Source organism: Burkholderia sp. COPS (assembly GCF_019425585.1).
GTDB lineage: Bacteria > Pseudomonadota > Gammaproteobacteria > Burkholderiales > Burkholderiaceae > Burkholderia > Burkholderia cepacia.
Genome location: NZ_WIXR01000034.1, coordinates 193281 through 211741, shown reverse-complemented (window position 1 = coordinate 211741; position 18461 = coordinate 193281). Strand labels below are relative to the sequence as shown.

General features: G+C 68.7%; 20 protein-coding genes. 3 read left to right on the top strand and 17 right to left on the bottom strand.

Annotated features, from left to right (window positions below; translation table 11 throughout):
* Window positions 1–33: 33 nt before the first annotated feature.
* The 12 genes from FOZ70_RS26620 to FOZ70_RS26565 all read right to left on the bottom strand — a co-directional run bounded on the left by FOZ70_RS26620 (window position 34) and on the right by FOZ70_RS26565 (window position 11266).
* Window positions 34–2181, bottom strand: coding sequence for a peptidase domain-containing ABC transporter (locus FOZ70_RS26620; protein ID WP_219707193.1), 2148 nt, complete (start codon window positions 2179–2181; stop codon window positions 34–36).
* A 40-nt stretch (window positions 2182–2221) separates the two neighbouring features.
* Complete coding sequence (locus FOZ70_RS26615) at window positions 2222–3481, bottom strand: HlyD family efflux transporter periplasmic adaptor subunit (RefSeq protein ID WP_059650028.1); 1260 nt, start codon at window positions 3479–3481, stop codon at window positions 2222–2224.
* Entirely contained in the window at window positions 3478–4836 is a 1359-nt protein-coding gene (locus FOZ70_RS26610) for a TolC family outer membrane protein (protein WP_258025730.1), read from the bottom strand. The genes FOZ70_RS26615 and FOZ70_RS26610 overlap by 4 nt, the downstream gene beginning before the upstream one ends.
* A 510-nt stretch (window positions 4837–5346) precedes the next feature.
* Entirely contained in the window at window positions 5347–6129 is a 783-nt protein-coding gene (gene fliR, locus FOZ70_RS26605; protein WP_048024008.1) for a flagellar biosynthetic protein FliR, read from the bottom strand.
* A 25-nt stretch (window positions 6130–6154) separates the two neighbouring features.
* Window positions 6155–6427: a flagellar biosynthesis protein FliQ gene (gene fliQ / locus FOZ70_RS26600; protein WP_021162238.1), complete on the bottom strand. Its 273-nt coding sequence runs from the start codon at window positions 6425–6427 to the stop codon at window positions 6155–6157.
* Between the two features lie 19 nt (window positions 6428–6446).
* Window positions 6447–7208, bottom strand: coding sequence for a flagellar type III secretion system pore protein FliP (gene fliP / locus FOZ70_RS26595; protein WP_027788754.1), 762 nt, complete (start codon window positions 7206–7208; stop codon window positions 6447–6449).
* 36 nt (window positions 7209–7244) lie between these two features.
* A complete protein-coding gene (gene fliO / locus FOZ70_RS26590; RefSeq protein WP_048024007.1) occupies window positions 7245–7817 on the bottom strand; it encodes a flagellar biosynthetic protein FliO in 573 nt (190 codons plus the stop codon).
* Window positions 7814–8305, bottom strand: a complete 492-nt coding sequence (gene fliN / locus FOZ70_RS26585) for a flagellar motor switch protein FliN (protein ID WP_021162235.1) — start codon at window positions 8303–8305, stop codon at window positions 7814–7816. Before fliN ends, fliO begins: the two co-directional genes overlap by 4 nt.
* Window positions 8298–9296: a flagellar motor switch protein FliM gene (gene fliM / locus FOZ70_RS26580; protein ID WP_021162234.1), complete on the bottom strand. Its 999-nt coding sequence runs from the start codon at window positions 9294–9296 to the stop codon at window positions 8298–8300. Before fliM ends, fliN begins: the two co-directional genes overlap by 8 nt.
* A 22-nt stretch (window positions 9297–9318) precedes the next feature.
* Complete coding sequence (gene fliL / locus FOZ70_RS26575; RefSeq protein WP_048024006.1) at window positions 9319–9855, bottom strand: flagellar basal body-associated protein FliL; 537 nt, start codon at window positions 9853–9855, stop codon at window positions 9319–9321.
* Between the two features lie 198 nt (window positions 9856–10053).
* Window positions 10054–10776 carry an LrgB family protein gene (locus tag FOZ70_RS26570; RefSeq protein WP_048024005.1) on the bottom strand — a complete coding sequence of 241 codons (723 nt, stop codon included), beginning with the start codon at window positions 10774–10776 and terminating at the stop codon, window positions 10054–10056.
* A 13-nt stretch (window positions 10777–10789) separates the two neighbouring features.
* Window positions 10790–11266, bottom strand: a complete 477-nt coding sequence (locus FOZ70_RS26565; RefSeq protein WP_021162231.1) for a CidA/LrgA family protein — start codon at window positions 11264–11266, stop codon at window positions 10790–10792.
* Window positions 11267–11406: 140 nt separating this feature from the next.
* On the opposite strand from FOZ70_RS26565, the gene FOZ70_RS26560 reads away from it, so the two are divergent.
* Window positions 11407–12333 carry a LysR family transcriptional regulator gene (locus FOZ70_RS26560; RefSeq protein WP_021162230.1) on the top strand — a complete coding sequence of 309 codons (927 nt, stop codon included), beginning with the start codon at window positions 11407–11409 and terminating at the stop codon, window positions 12331–12333.
* Between the two features lie 23 nt (window positions 12334–12356).
* Here FOZ70_RS26560 and FOZ70_RS26555 read toward each other — a convergent pair whose 3' ends face one another.
* The 4 genes from FOZ70_RS26555 to FOZ70_RS26540 all read right to left on the bottom strand — a co-directional run bounded on the left by FOZ70_RS26555 (window position 12357) and on the right by FOZ70_RS26540 (window position 15319).
* Window positions 12357–12743, bottom strand: a complete 387-nt coding sequence (locus tag FOZ70_RS26555; protein ID WP_219707192.1) for a type II toxin-antitoxin system VapC family toxin — start codon at window positions 12741–12743, stop codon at window positions 12357–12359.
* Complete coding sequence (locus FOZ70_RS26550) at window positions 12740–12988, bottom strand: type II toxin-antitoxin system prevent-host-death family antitoxin (protein WP_111998234.1); 249 nt, start codon at window positions 12986–12988, stop codon at window positions 12740–12742. The genes FOZ70_RS26555 and FOZ70_RS26550 overlap by 4 nt, the downstream gene beginning before the upstream one ends.
* A gap of 98 nt (window positions 12989–13086) precedes the next feature.
* Complete coding sequence (locus FOZ70_RS26545) at window positions 13087–14649, bottom strand: DHA2 family efflux MFS transporter permease subunit (protein WP_021162228.1); 1563 nt, start codon at window positions 14647–14649, stop codon at window positions 13087–13089.
* A gap of 178 nt (window positions 14650–14827) precedes the next feature.
* Window positions 14828–15319: a MarR family transcriptional regulator gene (locus tag FOZ70_RS26540; RefSeq protein ID WP_042976873.1), complete on the bottom strand. Its 492-nt coding sequence runs from the start codon at window positions 15317–15319 to the stop codon at window positions 14828–14830.
* Between the two features lie 174 nt (window positions 15320–15493).
* On the opposite strand from FOZ70_RS26540, the gene FOZ70_RS26535 reads away from it, so the two are divergent.
* Both FOZ70_RS26535 and FOZ70_RS26530 read left to right on the top strand, forming a co-directional pair.
* A complete protein-coding gene (locus FOZ70_RS26535) occupies window positions 15494–15778 on the top strand; it encodes a hypothetical protein (RefSeq protein WP_048023998.1) in 285 nt (94 codons plus the stop codon).
* Between the two features lie 285 nt (window positions 15779–16063).
* Entirely contained in the window at window positions 16064–17635 is a 1572-nt protein-coding gene (locus FOZ70_RS26530) for an efflux transporter outer membrane subunit (protein WP_048023997.1), read from the top strand.
* A 22-nt stretch (window positions 17636–17657) separates the two neighbouring features.
* Here the strand turns inward: FOZ70_RS26530 and FOZ70_RS26525 are convergent, their stop codons facing one another.
* The gene (locus FOZ70_RS26525) at window positions 17658–18446 is read right to left on the bottom strand and encodes a type II secretion system protein N (protein WP_021162224.1); all 789 of its coding nucleotides are present in this window, start codon (window positions 18444–18446) and stop codon (window positions 17658–17660) included.
* Window positions 18447–18461: the final 15 nt, after the last annotated feature.

Genomic DNA, 18461 nt, shown 5'->3' with positions numbered 1-18461 from the left:
TCGGGCGGTCGAATGCTTCGCGACGCCGCGGCGCTACGCCGGCTCGGGCGCGACGCGCGCGCCGACGGGTCGCTCATGGGCTGCGCCGCCCGCGATCTCGATCACGCGATCCGCGCTGCGGATCGTTTCCGGACGGTGCGCGATGATGATCCGCGTGACGTTCATCGCCCGCACCGCATCGTTGATCAGGCGTTCGCGCGCGAGATCGAGATGGCTCGTCGCTTCGTCGAGCACCAGGACCGCCGGCTGGCGGTAGAACGCGCGGGCGAGCAGCACGCGCTGGCATTGCCCGCCCGACAGCGACGACCCCATGTCGCCGACGAGGCTCCGATAGCCCATCGGCATCGCGACGATGTCGTCGTGGATCTGCGCGAGTCGCGCCGCATGCTCGACGCGCGCGTCGTCGGGCTGCGGGTCGAAGAAGCCGATGTTGTCGGCGATCGAGCCCGCGAACAGGATGTCGTCCTGCATCACGCAGCCGATCCTGTCGCGATACGGATGCAGGCCGAGCTTGCGGATGTCGATGCCGTCGACCTGCACGCTGCCGTGCTCCGGCGCGAGCAGGCCGAGCAGCAGCTTCGCCATCGTCGTCTTGCCCTGGCCCGACGGGCCAACCAGCGCGACCGATTCGCCGGGCGCGATCGAGAACGAGCAGCCGTCGAGCACCCACGGCTCGGTTTCCGCGTAGCGGAAGCGCACGTCGCGCACGTCGATCGCGGGTGGCGTTGCATGGCCCGCCTGCGGCGGCCGCACGACCTTCGCCTCCATGTCGGCTTCGACGTCGGTCAGCACGATGTCGGCGAGACGCTCGCCATGCAGGCGCAGCATCCGGAAATCGATCAGCGTGCCGATCAGCCCGGCGCCGCGCGCCATGAACTGGTCGGCAAAGCTGACGAACGCGACCAGCATCCCGGCCGAGAACTGCCCGTCGAGAACCTGCTTCGCCGCCAGCCACACGAGCACCACGCGGCCCGCACCCGAAATCACGCCCTGCAGCGTCGAGAAGCCGATCGACAGCCGCTCGATCGCGACGTGCTTGTTGGTGGTTTCGACGACTGCGTTCGCATAGGTGGCGACACGCGCTTCCTGCATGTTCGCGAGCTTGATCGCCTGCACGCCGCGGATCGATTCGAGCAGGTTCGACTGCGCGCGCGCCGCGTAGACGATCTGTTCCTCGTTCGCCTGCCGGAACGGCCGGTACGCGATCCAGCGGATCGCGCCGTACGCGGCGAACAGGCCGAGTACGAGCCACGTGAGCGAAGGGCTGTAGACGAACAGCATCGCGAGCGTCGCGACCGCCATCACGCCGTCGAGCAGCGCGCCGATGAACTGCGTGGTCAGCGTGGCCTGGATCGTATTGATCGCGCCGAATCGCGACACCACGTCGCCGATGTGGCGCTGCTCGAAATACGCCATCGGCAGCCTGAGCAGGTGCGCGCAGACGTTGGCGGTCCACTGCACGCCGAGCAGGCTCGAGAACCACGTCACCACCCACGAGCGCAGGGCCGACACCGCGTTCTGGAACAGCACGACGAGCAGGAAGCCGATGCCGAGCAGCGTCAGCAGGTCCGCATCGGCCGACACCAGCACCTGGTCCATCACCCACTGCATGTAGAACGGCGTGGCGATACCGAACACTTCCAGCGCCGCCGACAGCAGCAGCACCTGCGCGAACGTCGTTCGGAGGCCCGTGACGCCGCCGACGAGCTTCGTCATCGAGATCGCCTCGCGTGCCTGCGTGCGCTCGAACGACGGCGACGGCATCAGCTCCAGCGCGACGCCGGTGAAGTGCTCGGACACTTCGGCGAGCGGCACGTCGCGACGCCCGCGCGCCGGATCGTGGATCGTGATCCGGCCGCGCGACACCGACTTCAGTACGACGAAGTGGTTCATGTCCCAGTGCAGGATGCACGGGCGGCGCAGCTTGCCCAGTTCGTCGAGTTCGAGCCGCAACGCACGCGACGCGAGGCCGAGCCGGTACGCGATCAGCATCACGTCGTTGAGGGTCGCCCCCTTCAGCGACGGGCTGAAGCGCCGGCGCAGGCTGACGAGGTCGAGGTCGTGGCCATAGTGGCTCGCGACCATCCCGACGCACGCGAGCCCGCATTCGGCCGCCTGCGTCTGCAGGATCACCGGCAGGCGGCGGCGCCAGCCGAATTGCAGCGCATCGATCCATTTCATGGTTGAACGGGCTCCGTGACGAATGCGTTGAAGGCGCGCATCAGGCCGACACGCGGCGGCCGAGCGCATACAGCGGCTCGAGCACCCACTCGACCAGCCGGCGCCGGTCGATCAGCACGTCGGCCTCGAGCGCCATCCCGGGCCGCAGCGCCTCGTGCTTGCCGTACGCGACGATGTCCTGGCGATCGAGCGCGACGACGACGCGGTAGAGCTGCTCCGGCACGTTGGCGCGCCCGGTCAGGTTCGCGACTTCCTGCGGCGACAGCGCGGTACGCGACACCTCGGTCACGTGCCCGAACTGCTGGCCGAATTTCTGGAACGGGTACGCCTCGTAGCGCAGCACGACGCGCGCGCCGGTGCGCACGAAGCCGATCGCGCGGCTCGGCACCATCAGTTGCGCTTCGAGCGGTGCGCCTTGCGGCAACAGCGACACGGCCGACTGGCCGGCGTTGACGATCTGCCCGGGCTTCGCGAGCAGCGCGGCCACGACGCTCGCCTGCGGTGCGCGCAGGATGACCGTGCGACGCGCTTCGTTTTCGGCGATCGACTGCTCGACGTCCGCGAGCTTGCGCTCGATGTCGTTCTGCTGGTTGCGGGTGGTGAGCGGCAGCTCGCGGAGCTGCTGGCGGGTCTGGTCGAGTTGCTGGCCGACCTCGAGCCGCTGGCGGGCGAGTTCCTGCAGCCGCGCCTGCGCGTCGAGCAGCACGCCTTCCTGCTGCTCGACCTGGCTGTTCGACGCATAACCCTGCGCGCGCATCGACTGCAGCTTGTCGAGCTGGCGTTGCGCGAGCTCGGCCTGGCGCAGCCGCTGCGCGTGCTGCCGCGCGATCTGCGTGAGCTGGTCGTCCAGCGCCGCCTCGCGCGTGCGCAGGCCGCGCTGCGCTTCTCTGCTCAGTTGCGATTGGCTGGTCAGATCGGTCTCCAGGCGCGAACGCTGGAACTTCAGTTGCCGCGCCACCGTCTCGCGCGTGCCGCCGAGCTCGGTCGCCACTTCGGCCGAGATCGCCAGCAATTCCGCCCCGGCCGCGACCGTCTGGCCTTCGCGCACGCGCAGGCCGGTCACCGTGCCGGTCAGCGGCGGCGCCACCGTCAGCAGCCCTTGCGCCGGTAACAGCTGGCCGGCCACGCGCTCACGCTTCGTGTAGCTGCCGAACACGAAGAACGCGACGACCACCAGCGTCAGCGCGGTCGCGACGCCGATCGTCAGCCAGCGCCAGGGCGGCGAATACAGGCTGACGGTGCCCATCAGCTTGTGCCGGGTCGCGTCGAGCGCTTCCTGGCGGAACAGGGAATCGGTCATGAGCGGACTCTCGCGGCCGGCGCCGGGCCATCAGCGCGGCAGCCGATTGCGGCCACGTCGTCGTCGCCGAGCGTGCCGAGCGCGGCGGACAGTTGCAGCCGCGCACGCAGGTAGCGATAGCGGGCGTCGGCGAGATCGCGGATCGCTTCGAAATAGCGCTGCTGCGCATTCAGTTCGTCGATCTGCGTGCGCAGCCCGACTTCACGCCCGAGGCGGGTCGACTTCACCTTGCTGTCGGCCGACGCGAGCGCGCGCTCCTGCGCGCGGATCAGCGCGATGCCGTTGGTGATGCCGAGATACGCGGCACGGGCGTGTTCGCGGGCCTTGCGGCGCGCATCCTCGAGCGCGTCACGCGCCTGGTCGCGCCGGCGGTACGCTTCGCGGCTCGCCGACAGCGGGCCGCCGCCGGCGAACAGCGGGATCGTGACCGTCACGCCGATCATCGACGAGCGGGTTTTCGACGTCGTGCCGAACACGGCGTCGAGCCCGTTCTCGTTGGCGCCGCGGCTCCAGTTCGTGCCGTAGCTCGCCTGCAGGTTCACGACCGGCAGATGCGCGCCCGTCGCGGCGACGATGTCGGCCTGCGACTGGTCGAGCAGCTTGCCGGCGATCAGTACGTCGACGTTGTCGCGGGCCGCGTCGTCCATCGCGGTCGCGAAATCGACCGGCGCGGCCTGCGGCGCGCATTGCCACGAGATCGGCGCCAGCTCGGTTGCCGTCAGCCCGGTGATCCGCTGCAGCGTGCCGTTCGCGATCGCCAGATCCGTTTGCGCGCTCACCGTACGCGCCAGCGCTTCGTCGAGATTCGCGCGCGCCTCGTCGACGTCGGTCCGCGTACCGTCGCCGATCCGCAGCGCGGCCTGCGCCTGCTCGAGTTGCTTGTGGAATGCCTGCTGCGCGGCTTCGGCGGCCTGCAGCACTTCGCGTCCGAACAGGACGTCGAAATAGGCGCCGGCGACATCGGTGATCAGGGTTTGCGACGCTTTCTCGTACTCGATGTCGGCTTGGTCGGCGAGCGTGCCGCCGCGCTTGAAATCGGCGACGCGGGACACGTCGAACAGCGGCTGCGTGACGGTTGCGGACACGCTGTGACGGCGGACCGCCGCTGCGTACGCGGCGGTGGGCTGGTCCTGCTTCGTGTAGCTGCCGTTGAGCTCCGCACGCGGCAGCAGCCCCGCAAGACCTTGCCAGCGTTTCTCGCGGCCGGCGAGCTGCGCGTTGCGTGCCGCGCCGATGCCCGCATCGAACCGCCGCGCCGCGTTCACCGCGTCGAGCAGGTCGGCCGCGGGCGCCGGCCATGCGGCGCCGAGCCAGCCGAGAACGGCCACCAGCCGGAAGGATCGTGTCGAAATCATCTGCCTGTACGCGCCGCTGCCTGACGGTCGCGAGAACCGCGGCGATGTCGCGCCGCAAAGCGGAGATTATTCAGTGGCGGGGAGCGGCACGATATCGTCGTTCGTCCAATTTCGGACAGGTGCAGGCAGGCTTGCGAACAGTGCGACGCGGCGGAGCGCCGAGCGGAAATAGCGGCAGGCCGTGCAAGGCACCGGCGTGCGCGTTGTCGCACAGGAGCGCACCGAGGACCTCCGGCCGGAACGAAACACAACCACCAGCAAACACATCGACAGTCTGACAAGGCCGCACAGTTGCAACCGCGGCACGAGCGCTCCGCCGTTGGCGGCGGTCAACGCTTGGCCAGGCTGCTCGCAACACGCTGGCGCGTATCGTCATCCGACGATCGAGTCCTTTCCGGATCGATCGGCGGAATCGCCGCCATTTGCCGGGCGAATGCGCGCTGAATCGATACGAGATCGCGATGAATTGGCCGAGGCGGCGCCCCGATCTCGTGACGAATCACCGACGCATCACCGCCAGCCGATCAGCACCCGCCCCATCGCGTCGACCCCCATGTCGAACAGGTGCGACACGAACGGCACGAGGTTCGGCACCATCAGCTGCACGAGCAACAGCCCGACGAGCATCGTGACGGGAAAGCCGATCTGGAACACGCCGATCTGCGGCGCCGCGCGGTTCAGGATGCCGAGCGCGAGGTTCGTGATCAGGAGCGCCGCGACCACCGGCAGCGAGAGCAGCAGCCCCATCCCGAACACCGTCGTGCCGAACGCGGCGAGCGTGCGCCAGCCGGGCGCGTGCAGCAGGTCGGCCGACACCGGCAGCGACTGGAACGACGCGGTGAGCGCGGCGAACACCTGCAGGTGGCCGTCCACCGCGAGGAACGCGAGCATCGCGACCGCGTTCAGGAAGCGGCCCATCACGGGCGTCGCGCCGCTCGTGTGCGGATCGAAGAAGGTGGCGAAGCCGAGCCCCATCGACAACCCGATGAAGTCGCCGGCCGCCTCGACGGCCGCGAACACGATCTGCATCGTGAAGCCCATCGCGGCGCCGATCAGGAACTGCGTGACGAGGATCCAGATGCCCTGCGCGGAAAACACGGTGACGTCCGGCATCGCGCCGAGCGTCGGCGCGACGACCAGCGCCATGAACGCGGCCAGGCCGATCTTCACGCGCGCGGGCACCGATGCGTGGCCCACGACGGGCGCGGTCGCGACGAGCGCGAGCATCCGCACGAACGGCCACAGGAACGCCGTGAGCCAGCCGTTGAGCTGCGCGTAGGTGACCGAGAACATCGCCGCCGGATCGTGCGCGCGCGGCTCAGCCGACGCCGAGCGTCGCGACGTGCAACAGCGTCTGCCGCAGGTAGTCGAGCATCGTCGTCATCATCCACGGGCCGGCGATCACGAGCGTCGCGGCCACCGCGAGCAGCTTCGGGATGAACGACAGCGTCGCTTCGTTGATCTGCGTCGCGGCCTGGAACAGGCTCACGACGAGGCCGACCGCGAGCGCGACCAGCAGCAGCGGGGCGGAGAGCAGCAGGCCGACCATCATGGCCTGGTGCGCGAGGGTCATCACCTGTTCGGGCGTCATCGTGCGTTTCCTCCGCGGCTTACGTGAAGCTCTGCGCGAGCGAGCCGATCAGCAGCTGCCAGCCGTCGACCAGCACGAACAGCATCAGCTTGAACGGCAGCGACACGGTGGACGGCGACACCATCATCATCCCCATCGACATCAGCACGCTCGCGACGACCATGTCGATGATCAGGAACGGGATGAAGACCGTGAAGCCGATCTGGAAGCCGGTCTTCAGCTCGCTCGTGACGAACGCCGGCACCAGCAGCGACAGCGGCACGTCTTCCGGGCCCTGCATCGGCGCGGCCTTCGAGATCTTCGCGAACAGCGCGAGATCGGTCTCGCGGGTCTGCTTCAGCATGAAGGTCTTGAACGGCGCGACGCCGCGCTGCACGGCCTGCTCCATCGGCATCGAGCCGTCGGAAAACGGCTTGTAGCCGTCGTTGTAGGCCCGGTCGAGCACCGGCGACATCACGAAGAAGGTGAGGAACATCGCGAGGCCGACGAGCACCTGGTTCGGCGGCGTCGTCGCGGTGCCGAGCGCCTGGCGCAGCAGCGACAGCACGATGATGATGCGCGTGAAGCTCGTCATCATCAGCAGCATTGCCGGCAGGAACGACAGCATCGTGAGCAGCAGCATCGTCTGCACGCTCAGCGAATAGGTGGTGCCGCCGTGCGGGCCCGGGCTCGCGTTGAACGCGGGCAGGCCGTTCGCCTGCGCGCAGGCGAGCGCGGGGGCGAGGCAGAGGATCAGCACGGGCGCGAAGCGCGCCGCGCGATGCAGGAATGCGTGTTTCATCGAAATGCGGAGTCGGAAAGAGGGCGCGGCGCCATGTCAGCGGTCCTTGCCGCGACCGAGGCGCTTCGCGGCTTCGCCCGCGAGCGCGTCGCGAAACCGCGAGCCGAACGTGCCGGGCAGGCCGCCTTCGGACGGTGCGGCGCCGGAAGGTGCGCCGGTCGAGGCGGTCGTCGCACCGGCCGCCGCCGAACCGGCCGGCAGCGCATGCAGCAGCCGCACGTTGCCCGGCGCGACGCCGAGCACGAGCCAGGTGTCGCCGATCTCGACGATCGTCGCGCTTTCCTTGGCGCCCACCGCGACGCTCGACACGACCTTCAGCGGGCCGCCGCGGCGCACGTGCTGGAAGCCGAAGCGGCGCGCGAGCCACGCGCACGCGAACACGAGACCGATCACGACCGCGAGCCCGACGAGGGTCTGCAGCACCGCGCCGATGCCCAGCGACGGCGCGGCCGAACCGACGGTCACGCTCGACGCGATCGCCCCGGCGTGGTTCACCGCGTTCATGTCGGCGGCACCGGCCGGTGCGCACGCGAGCGACGCCGCGATGGCCGCGACAGCCGCCACCGCGCTCGCGACGCGCGCACGGCGGCCGGGCTTCGCCACGTTCATCGATTCAGCTTCCGGATGCGTTCGGCCGGCGTGATGATGTCGGTCAGGCGAATGCCGAACTTGTCGTTGACGACCACCACCTCGCCCTGCGCGATCAGGCAGCCGTTCACGAGCACGTCCATCGGCTCGCCGGCCATGCCGTCCAGCTCGACGACCGAACCCTGCGCGAGCTGCAGCAGGTTGCGGATCGCGATCTTCGTGCGGCCGAGCTCCACGGTCATCTTGACCGGGATGTCGAGGATCATCTCGATGTCGTTGTGCGTCGAGCTGGCCGCGGCCTTCGACAGCGGCTGGAACACGCCGGCGCCCGTCGCGCCCGGCTGCACCGGCTGCTGGTTCTGCTCGGCGAGCGCGGCGGCCCAGTCGTCCATGCCCGGATCTTCCTCCGCTGCGGCCGGTGCCGCCTGCGCGGCGGCGGCCGAGGCCGCGAGGGCCGCGTCGGCCATCGCTTGCGCGTCGTCCTCGGGCGTCTGGTTCAGCTCACTCATATCCACCTTCCTTCATCGCGTCGCCCGCGCTGATCATCTTCTGCACGCGCAACGCATATTGACCATTGAAAATTCCGTAGCCGCATTCCATCACCGGCACGCCGTCGACCTTCGCGGTGATCGTGTCCTCGATCTCCAGCGGCAGCACGTCGCCCGCGCGCAGGTTCAGGATCTTCTCGAAGGTCGACGAGATCTCGGCGAGATTCGCGGTCAGCTCGACCTCGGCGGCCTGCACCTGCTGCGACAGCACGCGCACCCAGCGGCGGTCGACTTCGAGCGCCTCGCCCTGGATCGGCGACGCGAGCACGTCGCGGATCGGCTCGACCATCGAGTACGGCATGCAGATGTGCAGCGTGCCGCCCGTCGGCCCGAACTCGATCGAGAACTGCGTGACGATCACGATCTCGTTCGGCGTCGCGACGTTCGCGAACTGCGTGTGCATCTCCGAGCGCACGAATTCGAACTGCAGCGGCCGCACGCTCTTCCACGCGGTCGTGTAGTGCTCGAACACGAGGTTCAGCAGCTTGCCGATGATCCGCTGCTCGGTGGCCGTGAAATCGCGGCCCTCGACGCGCGTGTGGAAGCGCCCGTCGCCGCCGAACAGGTTGTCGACGACGAAGAACACGAGGTTCGGGTCGAACACGAACAGCGACGTGCCGCGCAGCGGCTTCACGTGCACGAGGTTCAGGTTCGTCGGGATCGGCAGGTTGCGGGTGAACTCGCTGTACTTCTGCACCTTCACCTGGCTGACGGAGATTTCCGCCGTGCGCCGCATGAAGTTGAAGATGCCGATCCGCAACAGGCGCGCGAAGCGGTCGTTGATGATCTCGAGGCCGGGCATCCGGCCGCGGACGATCCGCTCCTGCGTCGCGATGTTGTAGGGGCGGACGCCCGACGTGTCGCGCTGCTCGTCGACCGAATCGGTTTCGCCCGTGACGCCCTTGAGGAGGGCATCGACCTCCTCCTGGGACATGAACTCCTGGTGGCCCATACGCGCTCCTTTCGCGGCCGCGTTACTGGACGACGAATTCGGTGAACAGCACGTCGTCGACCTTCGCGCGCTGGTTGCCCGGCTGCGTCGGCTGTTCGATCAGTTCCCGCAGTTCCTTCGCGAGCGAACGTTTGCCGTCCGGCGTCGCCAGATCCTCGGGATGCTTGTTCGACAGCGCGAGCAGGATCCGGCTGCGGATCTCCGGCATCCGCGCGGTCAGTTGCTCCTGCGCCTTCGGGTCGGTGAGCTTCAGCGACAGGCCGACACGCAGGTAGTGCTGCGCGCCGTCGTCGGACTGCAGGTTCACGGTCAACGGGTCGAGCGGGAAGAACACCGGCGCGGCCAGCGGCGCCGGCTCGGCGGGCGCGCTCGCATGGCCGACGCCTGCCTTGCTCAGGAACACGTACATGCCGCCGGCTGCGGCGGCCGCCGCGCCCAGCGCGATGACGGCGATGAGCGCGATGCGCTTGAACTTGCCGGACGAAGCCGGCTTGTCGGCGGTCGGGTTTGCGGTCGTGGAGGCCATGTGGATGCGTGCGTGATGTCTCGTAGCATGCATTGTTCGGCATCCGGGCCGAGCCTGATGGGCGGAAAAGAGGGGGGATTTGCGGCTATCTCAGCCGATTGTCGGCCGGCGCGGCTCGATGCAGGGCAGGAACGGCGGGCGAAACCGGCCGCGGCGGCGGGCCGGCGCTCCGTCAGGCGGGAAAGGCGAGGAACGGTGGGAGGGCGAGCCGTGGCGCCCGCCCGAACGACGTCAGATCGGCAACAGCGACAGCAGCGGCGCGATCAGCACCATCGCGACGCCCGCGATCATCATCGTGAGGCTCGACACGACGCCTTCCTCGCTGCCGATCTCGCGCGCCTTCGCGGTGCCCACGCCGTGGGCGGCCGCGCCGAACAGCGCACCGCGCGCGAGCCGCGTGCGCATCGGCACCAGCGCGAGCACGATCTCGCCGAGCAGCATCCCGCAGATACCGGTCGCGATCACGAACAGGGCGGTGAGGTCCTTCGGCGCATGGATCTTGTCGGAGACGGCGAGCGCGAACGGGGTCGAGACCGAGCGCGTCATCAGCGAGCGCTGCAGCTCGGGCGACAGGTGCAGCAGCTTCGCGAGCAGCAGCGAGCCGCACACGCCCGCGCCGATCCCGACCGCGACGCCGACCGACAGCGACAGCCAGTGGCGGCGGATCAGGTCGCGATAGTCGTAGATCGGCACCGCGAACGCGATCGTCGCCGGGCCGAGCAACCACATCAGCCAGCGCGTGTCGCGGAAGTAGACCGAATACGGGATGCCGGTCAGCAGCACGAGCAGCACCAGCACGCCCGGCACGAACACGAGCGGCGAGAACAGCAGCGTCTTCCTGTACGCGTAGAGCCGCTTCGACGCGAAATACAGCGCGACCGTCAGCACGAAGCAGCCGACCGAGATCGCGGTATTCACCTGGTCGGCGGACAGGCTCGACAGCAGCGGCAACATGGCAGGCTCCGGCTCAGTGGGCGGACACGGTGGCGAGGCGCGCGCGGCGGCGTTCGGCGAACACGCGCTGCGCGGCGAGCCGGCGCTCGAGCTTCGCGGCGAGGTCGACCGCGACGGCCACCGCGACCATCACGAACGCGGTGCCGGCGAGCATCACCAGCGCGATGCGCCAGCCGTCCTCGCGGAACAACCCGCCGTATTGCACGGCCGCGACGGCGGCCGGCACGAAGAACAGCAGCATGTCGGACAACAGCCAGTTCGCGCCGTCCTTCACCCACGCAGGTGCGACGCGGCCCGAGAACAGCAGCACGAGGAGCACCGCGAGGCCGATCACGCCGGACGGAATCGGCAGCCCGATCCTGCGCACGGCCCAGTCGACCGCCATCCACAGCACGCCGAGCGCGGCGGCCTGCAGCACGATCCGGCCCGTGTGCGCAATGCTGCCCGAAGCGGCGGGGCGGGCGGCGGCAGTAGCGGTTGGCTTGGTCATGGCAGGCTCCATACAGATATTGCGTTGATGGGGGGAGTATAGGGTTTCCCCTAACCATAAATAAAATGACTTGTCTCTATCCTTATCATTCCAATTCGGAATTCTGATTGTGTTCGTTGCACCAATCTGGGGAGTGATCGATGGAATTGCGCGCACTGCGGTACTTCGTCGAGGTGGTTCGCCAGCAGAGCTTCACGGCGGCCGCCGACAGGCTGTTCGTGACCCAGCCGACCATCAGCAAGATGGTGAAGGCGCTGGAGGACGAGATCGGTTCGCCGCTGCTGCTGCGGGACGGTCGGCAGATGGTGCTGACCGACGCGGGGCGGATCGTGTTCCAGCGCGGCCAGGACGTGCTCGCCGCGCAGGCGCAGCTGCAGTCGGAGCTGAACGATCTCGGCACGCTCGGGCGCGGCGAGCTGACGATCGGCATCCCGCCGCTCGGCGGCTCGCTGTTCACGCCGATCATCGCCGCGTACAAGCAGCGCTACCCGAACATCGAGCTGAAGCTGTTCGAGCAGGGCGCTCGGATGATCGAGGCCGCGCTGACGTCGGGTGAACTGGAACTCGGCGGGCTGCTGGAGCCGGTGGATCCCGGCATCTTCGAGCGGCTGCCGATGGTGCGTGCGCCGTTGTGGCTCGTCGCGCCGCGCGAGTCGCGCTGGGAGGATCACGCGGCCGTGCCGCTCGCGGATCTCGCGCGCGAGTCGTTCGTGTTCTACGCGGAAAGCCTCGCGCTGCACGACGCGGTGCTGGACGCGTGCCGGCAGGCCGGCTTCACGCCGTCGATCGTGAGCCGCAGCGGCCACTGGGATTTCATGGCCGCGCTCGTGCATGCGGGGGTCGGCATCGCGCTGCTGCCCGAGCCGTATTGCCGGCGGCTCGACGCGGGCCAGTTCACGTGCCGGCCGATCGTCGAGCCGGAAATCACGTGGGCGATCGCGCTCGGCTGGCTGAAGAAGGGGTATCTGTCGCACGCGGCGCGCGCGTGGCTCGACGTCGCGCGGGCGACGCTGCCCATCGCGCCCGGCGACGATCTGGCGTTCGGCGGCTTGCGGGCGAGGGCATGACGGCCGGGCGATGCCCGGCGCACTCAGACGTGCCTGATCTGGCCCGGATAGCGGGCGACGGTAGGGTCGTGCGTAAGCAGCGTAATGCCTTTCGAGATCGCCTGCGCGACCAGGAGACGGTCAAACGGATCTCGATGGATCGACGGCAGTTGTTCGACTGCAAGTGCGTGTACGCTCGTGATCGGCAATTCCACGTAGCCGACATCGAGGAGATTGCGACGGAGCACGTTTGGGTCCACCTGGAAATCGTCGCGATCCGGACCACGCGTGATGACGATCTCCCAGAGGCTCGCGACGCTGAAAAGCGGTGTACAGGCGGGATCCTCGATGAGCGCACCGGCGCGGGCGGGCAGTTCGGCCGCACCGGCTGCCGCCCAAAGAAGCAGGCGTGTATCGAGCAGCAACTTCATGCGTCACCCTCGAACAGCTTGCCGATTTCGTCGCTCCCCATCGTGTCGAAATCGTCCGGAACACGGATCTGCCCCTTCATGAAGCCGATCCGGCTCGGCCGGACGGGATCCGGCGTATCGATCGGGACCACCTTGACGAGCGGCTTGCCGGCTTTCGCGATCACGAACGATTCGCCGGCATGAACGGCTTCGTCGATCAAACGCGACAGGTTCGTCTTCGCGTCATGCATGTCGTAGGTGTGCATCGCATTCCCCACTTGAACCAAGTTCAAATATTTTGTTGGCTTGGTTCAATCATGCAAATCAGGCAAGGCCAGCCCCTCCGCCGACAGCCTCGCCGATTTCAATGCCCCATCGCCGGCCCCGCCCCCTTCCTCGGCTTCGTGATCCACACGAGCGCCGCGAGCGCGCCGAACATGAAGGCCGACAACAGGAAGAAGTCGTTGGTCGCCATCATGAAGCCCTGCTGCGTGACGAGCTGGTTGAGCTGCGCGTTGGCCGTCTGGCCGACGATGCCGAGCTGCGACAGCGCGCCCTGGTAGTCGGTCGTGCTCTGCGCATACACGCTCACCGATTCCGACAGCCGCGCGTGGTGGTAGATCGCGTCGTTCTCCCAGAACGTCGAGCTGGCCGCGGTGCCGATCGCGCCCGACAGCGTGCGCAGGAAGTTCGACAGCCCCGACGCGCTCGCGAGCCGCTCGTCGGAGATGCTCGACAGCGTGATCGTCGTCATCGGCACGAAGAAGCACGCGACGCCGATCCCCTGCACGAGACGCGGCAGGATCACATGGTTGAACGGCACGTCGAGCGTAAACGTCGAGTTCCAGATCGACACGCCGGCGAACACGATGAACGCGAAGCTCGCGACCATCCGCAGGTCGAGCCGGTGCATGTTGCGGCCGATCAGCGGCGACAGCACGAGCGCGAGCAGCCCGACCGGCGCGGTCGCGAGGCCGGCCTTGCCCGCCGTGTAGCCCATCACCGTCTGCAGCCACAGCGGGAAGATCACGACCGAGCCGAAGAACGCCATGAAGCCGAACGAGATGATCATCGCGCCGAGCGCGAAGTTGCGGTCCTTGAAGAGCGACAGGTCGACCACCGGTTCCTTCTCGGTCGCCTCCCACACGAGCATGAACGCGAGCGACACGACCGCGATCAGCGCGAGCGCGACGATGAACGTCGAGTTGAACCAGTCGCGGTCCTTGCCGAGGTCGAGCATCATCTGCAGGCACGACACGCCGATCACGAGCAGCGCGAGGCCGATCGCGTCGATCCGCTGCTTCGTCGTCTTCGTCTCGCGGCCGCGCAGCAGGAAATACGCGCAGGTCGCCGAGAAGATGCCGATCGGCAGGTTGATGTAGAAGATCCACGGCCACGTGTAGTTGTCGCTGATCCAGCCGCCCAGCAGCGGGCCGAAGATCGGCGCGACGATCACCGTCATCGCCCATAACCCGAGTGCGAGCCCGCGCTTCGCGGGCGGGTAGCTGCGCATCAGGATCGTCTGCGACAGCGGCACCATCGGCCCCGACACGAGGCCCTGCAGCAGCCGGAACGCGATCAGCGTCTCGAAGTTGGTCGCCAGGCCGCACAGCGCCGACGCGATCGTGAACGCGAGCACCGACAGCGTGAACAGCCGCACCTCGCCGACGCGCCGCGCGAGCCAGCCGGTAAGCGGCACCGCGATCGCGGACGCGACCGAGTACGACGAGATCACCCAGGTGCCTTCGCTCGTCGCGACGCCGAGGCTGCCCGAGATGGTCGGCACCGCGACGTTCGCGATCGACGTGTCGAGCACTTCCATGAAGGTGCCGAGCGCCAGCCCGACGGTGAGCAGCGCGAGGGCGCCGCCGGACAGCGGCGCGGGTTCGGCGGCGGGGGAGGCGGCGGATGCCGTGGTGGCGGACATCGAAATCTCCTAGACGCGGCGCGCGCGACGCGCCGGCACAACGCACGGGTGTGCGCCGCAGCGCAGCCCGGCCGGGTGGAACGGATAAAGGGAAAAGGGGAGCGCGTGCCCTGTCATCTTCTGCCCAGACAGATAAATAAGCGAACGCTTAACCTAGACATGAGGGCCTCCGCGCACATCAGCAGTCCGCTTCGTCGTCGGGTTTCGGGCAACCGGCGGTGCCGGGCCCGTTGGCGATGAAGCGTTGCAGCAGGCCGGTGAGCGTCGCAAGCTCGTCGGCCGAGAAACCGTCGAGCTGCGCGTTGAGCGCGGTCGCGATCAGCGACGGCAGCGCACGGGCAGCGTCGGCGCCGCGTTCGGTCAGCGTCAGCTCGATCATCCGGCGGTCCTGCTCGCTGCGCGAGCGGGCAATCAGCCCCTTGCGTTCGAGCCGGTCGAGCATTCGGGTCATCGAGCCGCTGTCGTACGACATCTTGCGGGACAGCTCGAACGGTGTACGCGCATAACCGCGCGCCAGCAGCAGGATCACGCCGATCTGCTGCGCGGTGAGGTCGAGCGGCTCGAGCGCGCGATCCATCCGCTCGACGAGCGCCTGCTTCGCCTTCGACAGGTAATAGCCGAGGCTCGTTTCCAGCGTGATGTTCTCGGGATCGTAGAGGCCGCCGGTCATGCGATTGCGCGCGCAGCAATAGTGCGTTTCGGATTTGAACGCGCCCAGTATCTTGAAAATTGATTGCTTAGTCAATATTATTCGAGACTACCAGTTACGACGTGCATGTTGCACTGCCGGAGACTATGTTCTGACCGATTCGCCCGCGCTGCCGGGCACCCGAGGATGTTCGCGATGCTGTTCCTGAAAAATGCCGCCGGCGCGCTGCGCCGCAACCTGACCGATACCGCTCACCATGTGTTTTCCGGGCCGCACCGCGGCTGGAAGATCGCGCTGTACGTGACGATGCTGGTGGTGCCGGGCGGCTCGCTCGCGGCGCTCGGGGTGGCATGGTTCGATCATCGCCGGCAGCGCAACGCGAAAGACGGTGCGCGCCGCACGGGCCAGCCGGCCGCGACGGAGCCGTCGACATGGCGGCCCGCCGCCGAACCGCTCCCGCTGCCCGCGCGCTGCCACTGACGGCGCGCGCCTTCCGCCTGCCTTCCCGACTGTTTCGTCCGGGTTCCGTCCCGAACCCCGGCCGCGCCCCGCACGGCCGGCACCGCCCGCCCGTCTTCCGGCCCGCGAGCCGTAATGGCCGGTAAACCGGCCGCTCGCGCCGGTAACACATTCCTGTCGCCGCGCACCGTACCCTTTGGGCTGCGCAGCTATCCCGCCGTCAGTTACCATTTGTCCGCCAGCGGCACGACGACCGCATCGCGCGACGCCGCTCGCCGGAAGTCGCGCCCAGACAGGAAAATCACCATGCCGTACGCCTCCCTCCCGCGCGCCCTTCGCCCGCTGAGCGCCGCCGTCGCCGTCGCGACGGCCGTGCTGCTCGCCGGCTGCGCCGTCGGGCCCGACTATCACCGGCCCGACACGTCGATCCCCGCCGCATACAAGGAAGCGCCGGCCGGCTGGAAGGTCGCGCAACCCGCCGACCGCACCGACCGCGGCCCGTGGTGGACGGTCTACAACGATCCGCAGCTCGATGCGCTGATCGGCAAGCTCAATGCATCGAACCAGACCATCGCGCAATCGGCGGCCGCTTACCGGCAGGCGCGCGCGCTCGTCACCGAGGCGCGTGCCGCGTACTTCCCGACCGTCGGGCTGACCGCGTCGGGCTCGCGCGCCCGCACGCCGCGCACGTCGGTATCGTCGGGTTCGTCGTCGGGTTTTGGCAGCGGCTCGTCCGGTTCGATCAACAACAGCTACAGCGTCGGCCTCGACGCGAGCTGGGAACCCGACCTGTGGGGCAAGGTGAGCCGTACCGTCAGCGCGCAGCGCGCCGGCGAAGCGGCGGCCGCGGCCGATCTCGCGAACGCGCGGCTGTCGCAGCAGGCGCTGCTCGCGCAAACCTATTACCAGCTGCGCACGTCCGATGCGCTGCAGAAGCTGCTCGACGACACCGTGAAGTCGTACCAGCGGTCGCTGACGCTCACGCAGAACCAGTACGCGCAGGGCGTCGCCGCGCGCGCGGACGTGATCCAGGCGCAGACGCAACTGCAGAGCGCGCAGGCGGCGTCGATCGACAATGGCGTCGCACGCGCGCAGTACGAGCATGCGATCGCGACGCTGATCGGCGAACCGGCGTCCACCTTCTCGCTGCCGCCGAATCCGCTCGCGGCCGAGCCGCCGATCACGCCGGTCGACGTGCCGTCCGCGATCCTCGAGCGCCGGCCCGACATCGCGGCGGCCGAGCGCCGTGCGGCGGCTGCGAACGAGCAGATCGGCGTCGCGATCTCGGCGTTCTTCCCGACCCTGACGCTGTCGGCCACGGGCGGCTTCCAGAGCTCGGTGTGGTCGCAGCTGTTCACGCTGCCGGCGCGTTTCTGGACGGTCGGCCCGCAGCTCGCGGCCACACTGTTCGACGCAGGGCTGCGCGCCGCGCAGACCGACGCCGCGCGTGCGACCTACGACCAGGACGTCGCCGCGTACCGCCTCGCGGTGCTCACCGCATTCCAGGACGTCGAGGACAACCTCGCTTCGCAACGCATCCTCGCGCAGGAAATCGACGTGCAGCGGCAGGCCGTCGACAGCGCCGAGCACGCGCTCGCGATCGTCACGAACCAGTACAAGGCCGGCACGGTCGCCTACCTGAACGTGCTGACCGCGCAGACCACCGCGTTCACCGCGCAGCAGAAGCTCGCGACGATCGCCGGCCAGCGGATGGTGTCGTCGGTCGGGCTCGTGAAGGCGCTCGGCGGCGGGTGGAACGTCGCGGAGATGGCGCGCGAGAACGGCGACATGGCGGCGCCCGCACCCGTGCCGGCGTCCGGTGCGGCCGCGCCGGCGGCCACCGCACCGTCGGTCGCCGCACCGCTCGCGCAGAAGTAGGAAGGAAAGGGCGACGCGCGCGTCAGCGCTGCGCGTCGCCGAAGATCAGCGAAACCTCGTTGTTCCCGATCGGGTGGCCGAGCAGGTTCAGGAGCCCGGCGAGGTTCGCCTGCTGCTCGGGCGCCGAATGCGCGGTGCCGCGGAACGATCCCTGGCCGGGGCCGAAGTTGCCGTGGCCGTCGAGAAACAGCGGGCCCTGCGTCGTCGACAGGTCGAGATCGGCGCCGGCCCCCTTCGCCTGCAGCACCGCGCGGTACGAACCGAGCGGCTTCACGCGCGAGATGCGCGAACTCATCGAGTCGATCGTCACCGTCAGCTGGCCGAACGCGTTGTTGCCGATCAGGCGCCAGTCGCTCCAGCCGAGCCGCACGTCGCCTTGCAGGTCGAGCGTGTTGAACGGCGTGCCGAGCCCCGCGAGCAGCGACGCCGGCACGGCCATCGTGCCCGCCGACAACACCGCGCCGCGCCACGTCGCATCGAGCGTGACCGCATCCGGCATCGCGTCGGTCTGCCGCATGCGCATCTGCACGCGCCCGGTCAGGAGCGGCCAGAAGCCCGTGGTCCATTCGACCCGGCCCGGCAGCAGCGTCGCCGCGCTCTGGTCGGCCCCCGGCGCGAGCATCAGCGTGCCCGAACCATGCCACAGCGACCCGTCCGGATCGACGAGATTCACGTGCCCGCCGGTCGCGCGCGCGAACTGCGGCGCGATCCACGCGGCCGGCGCGAGCGCGACGAGCGTCACCGCCGTCGCCAATCCGCCCGCCAGTACCCACGGCAATGCGGTGGCGAGCCGCCTGATCCCCGGCCTCATCGGCCGACCGCCACT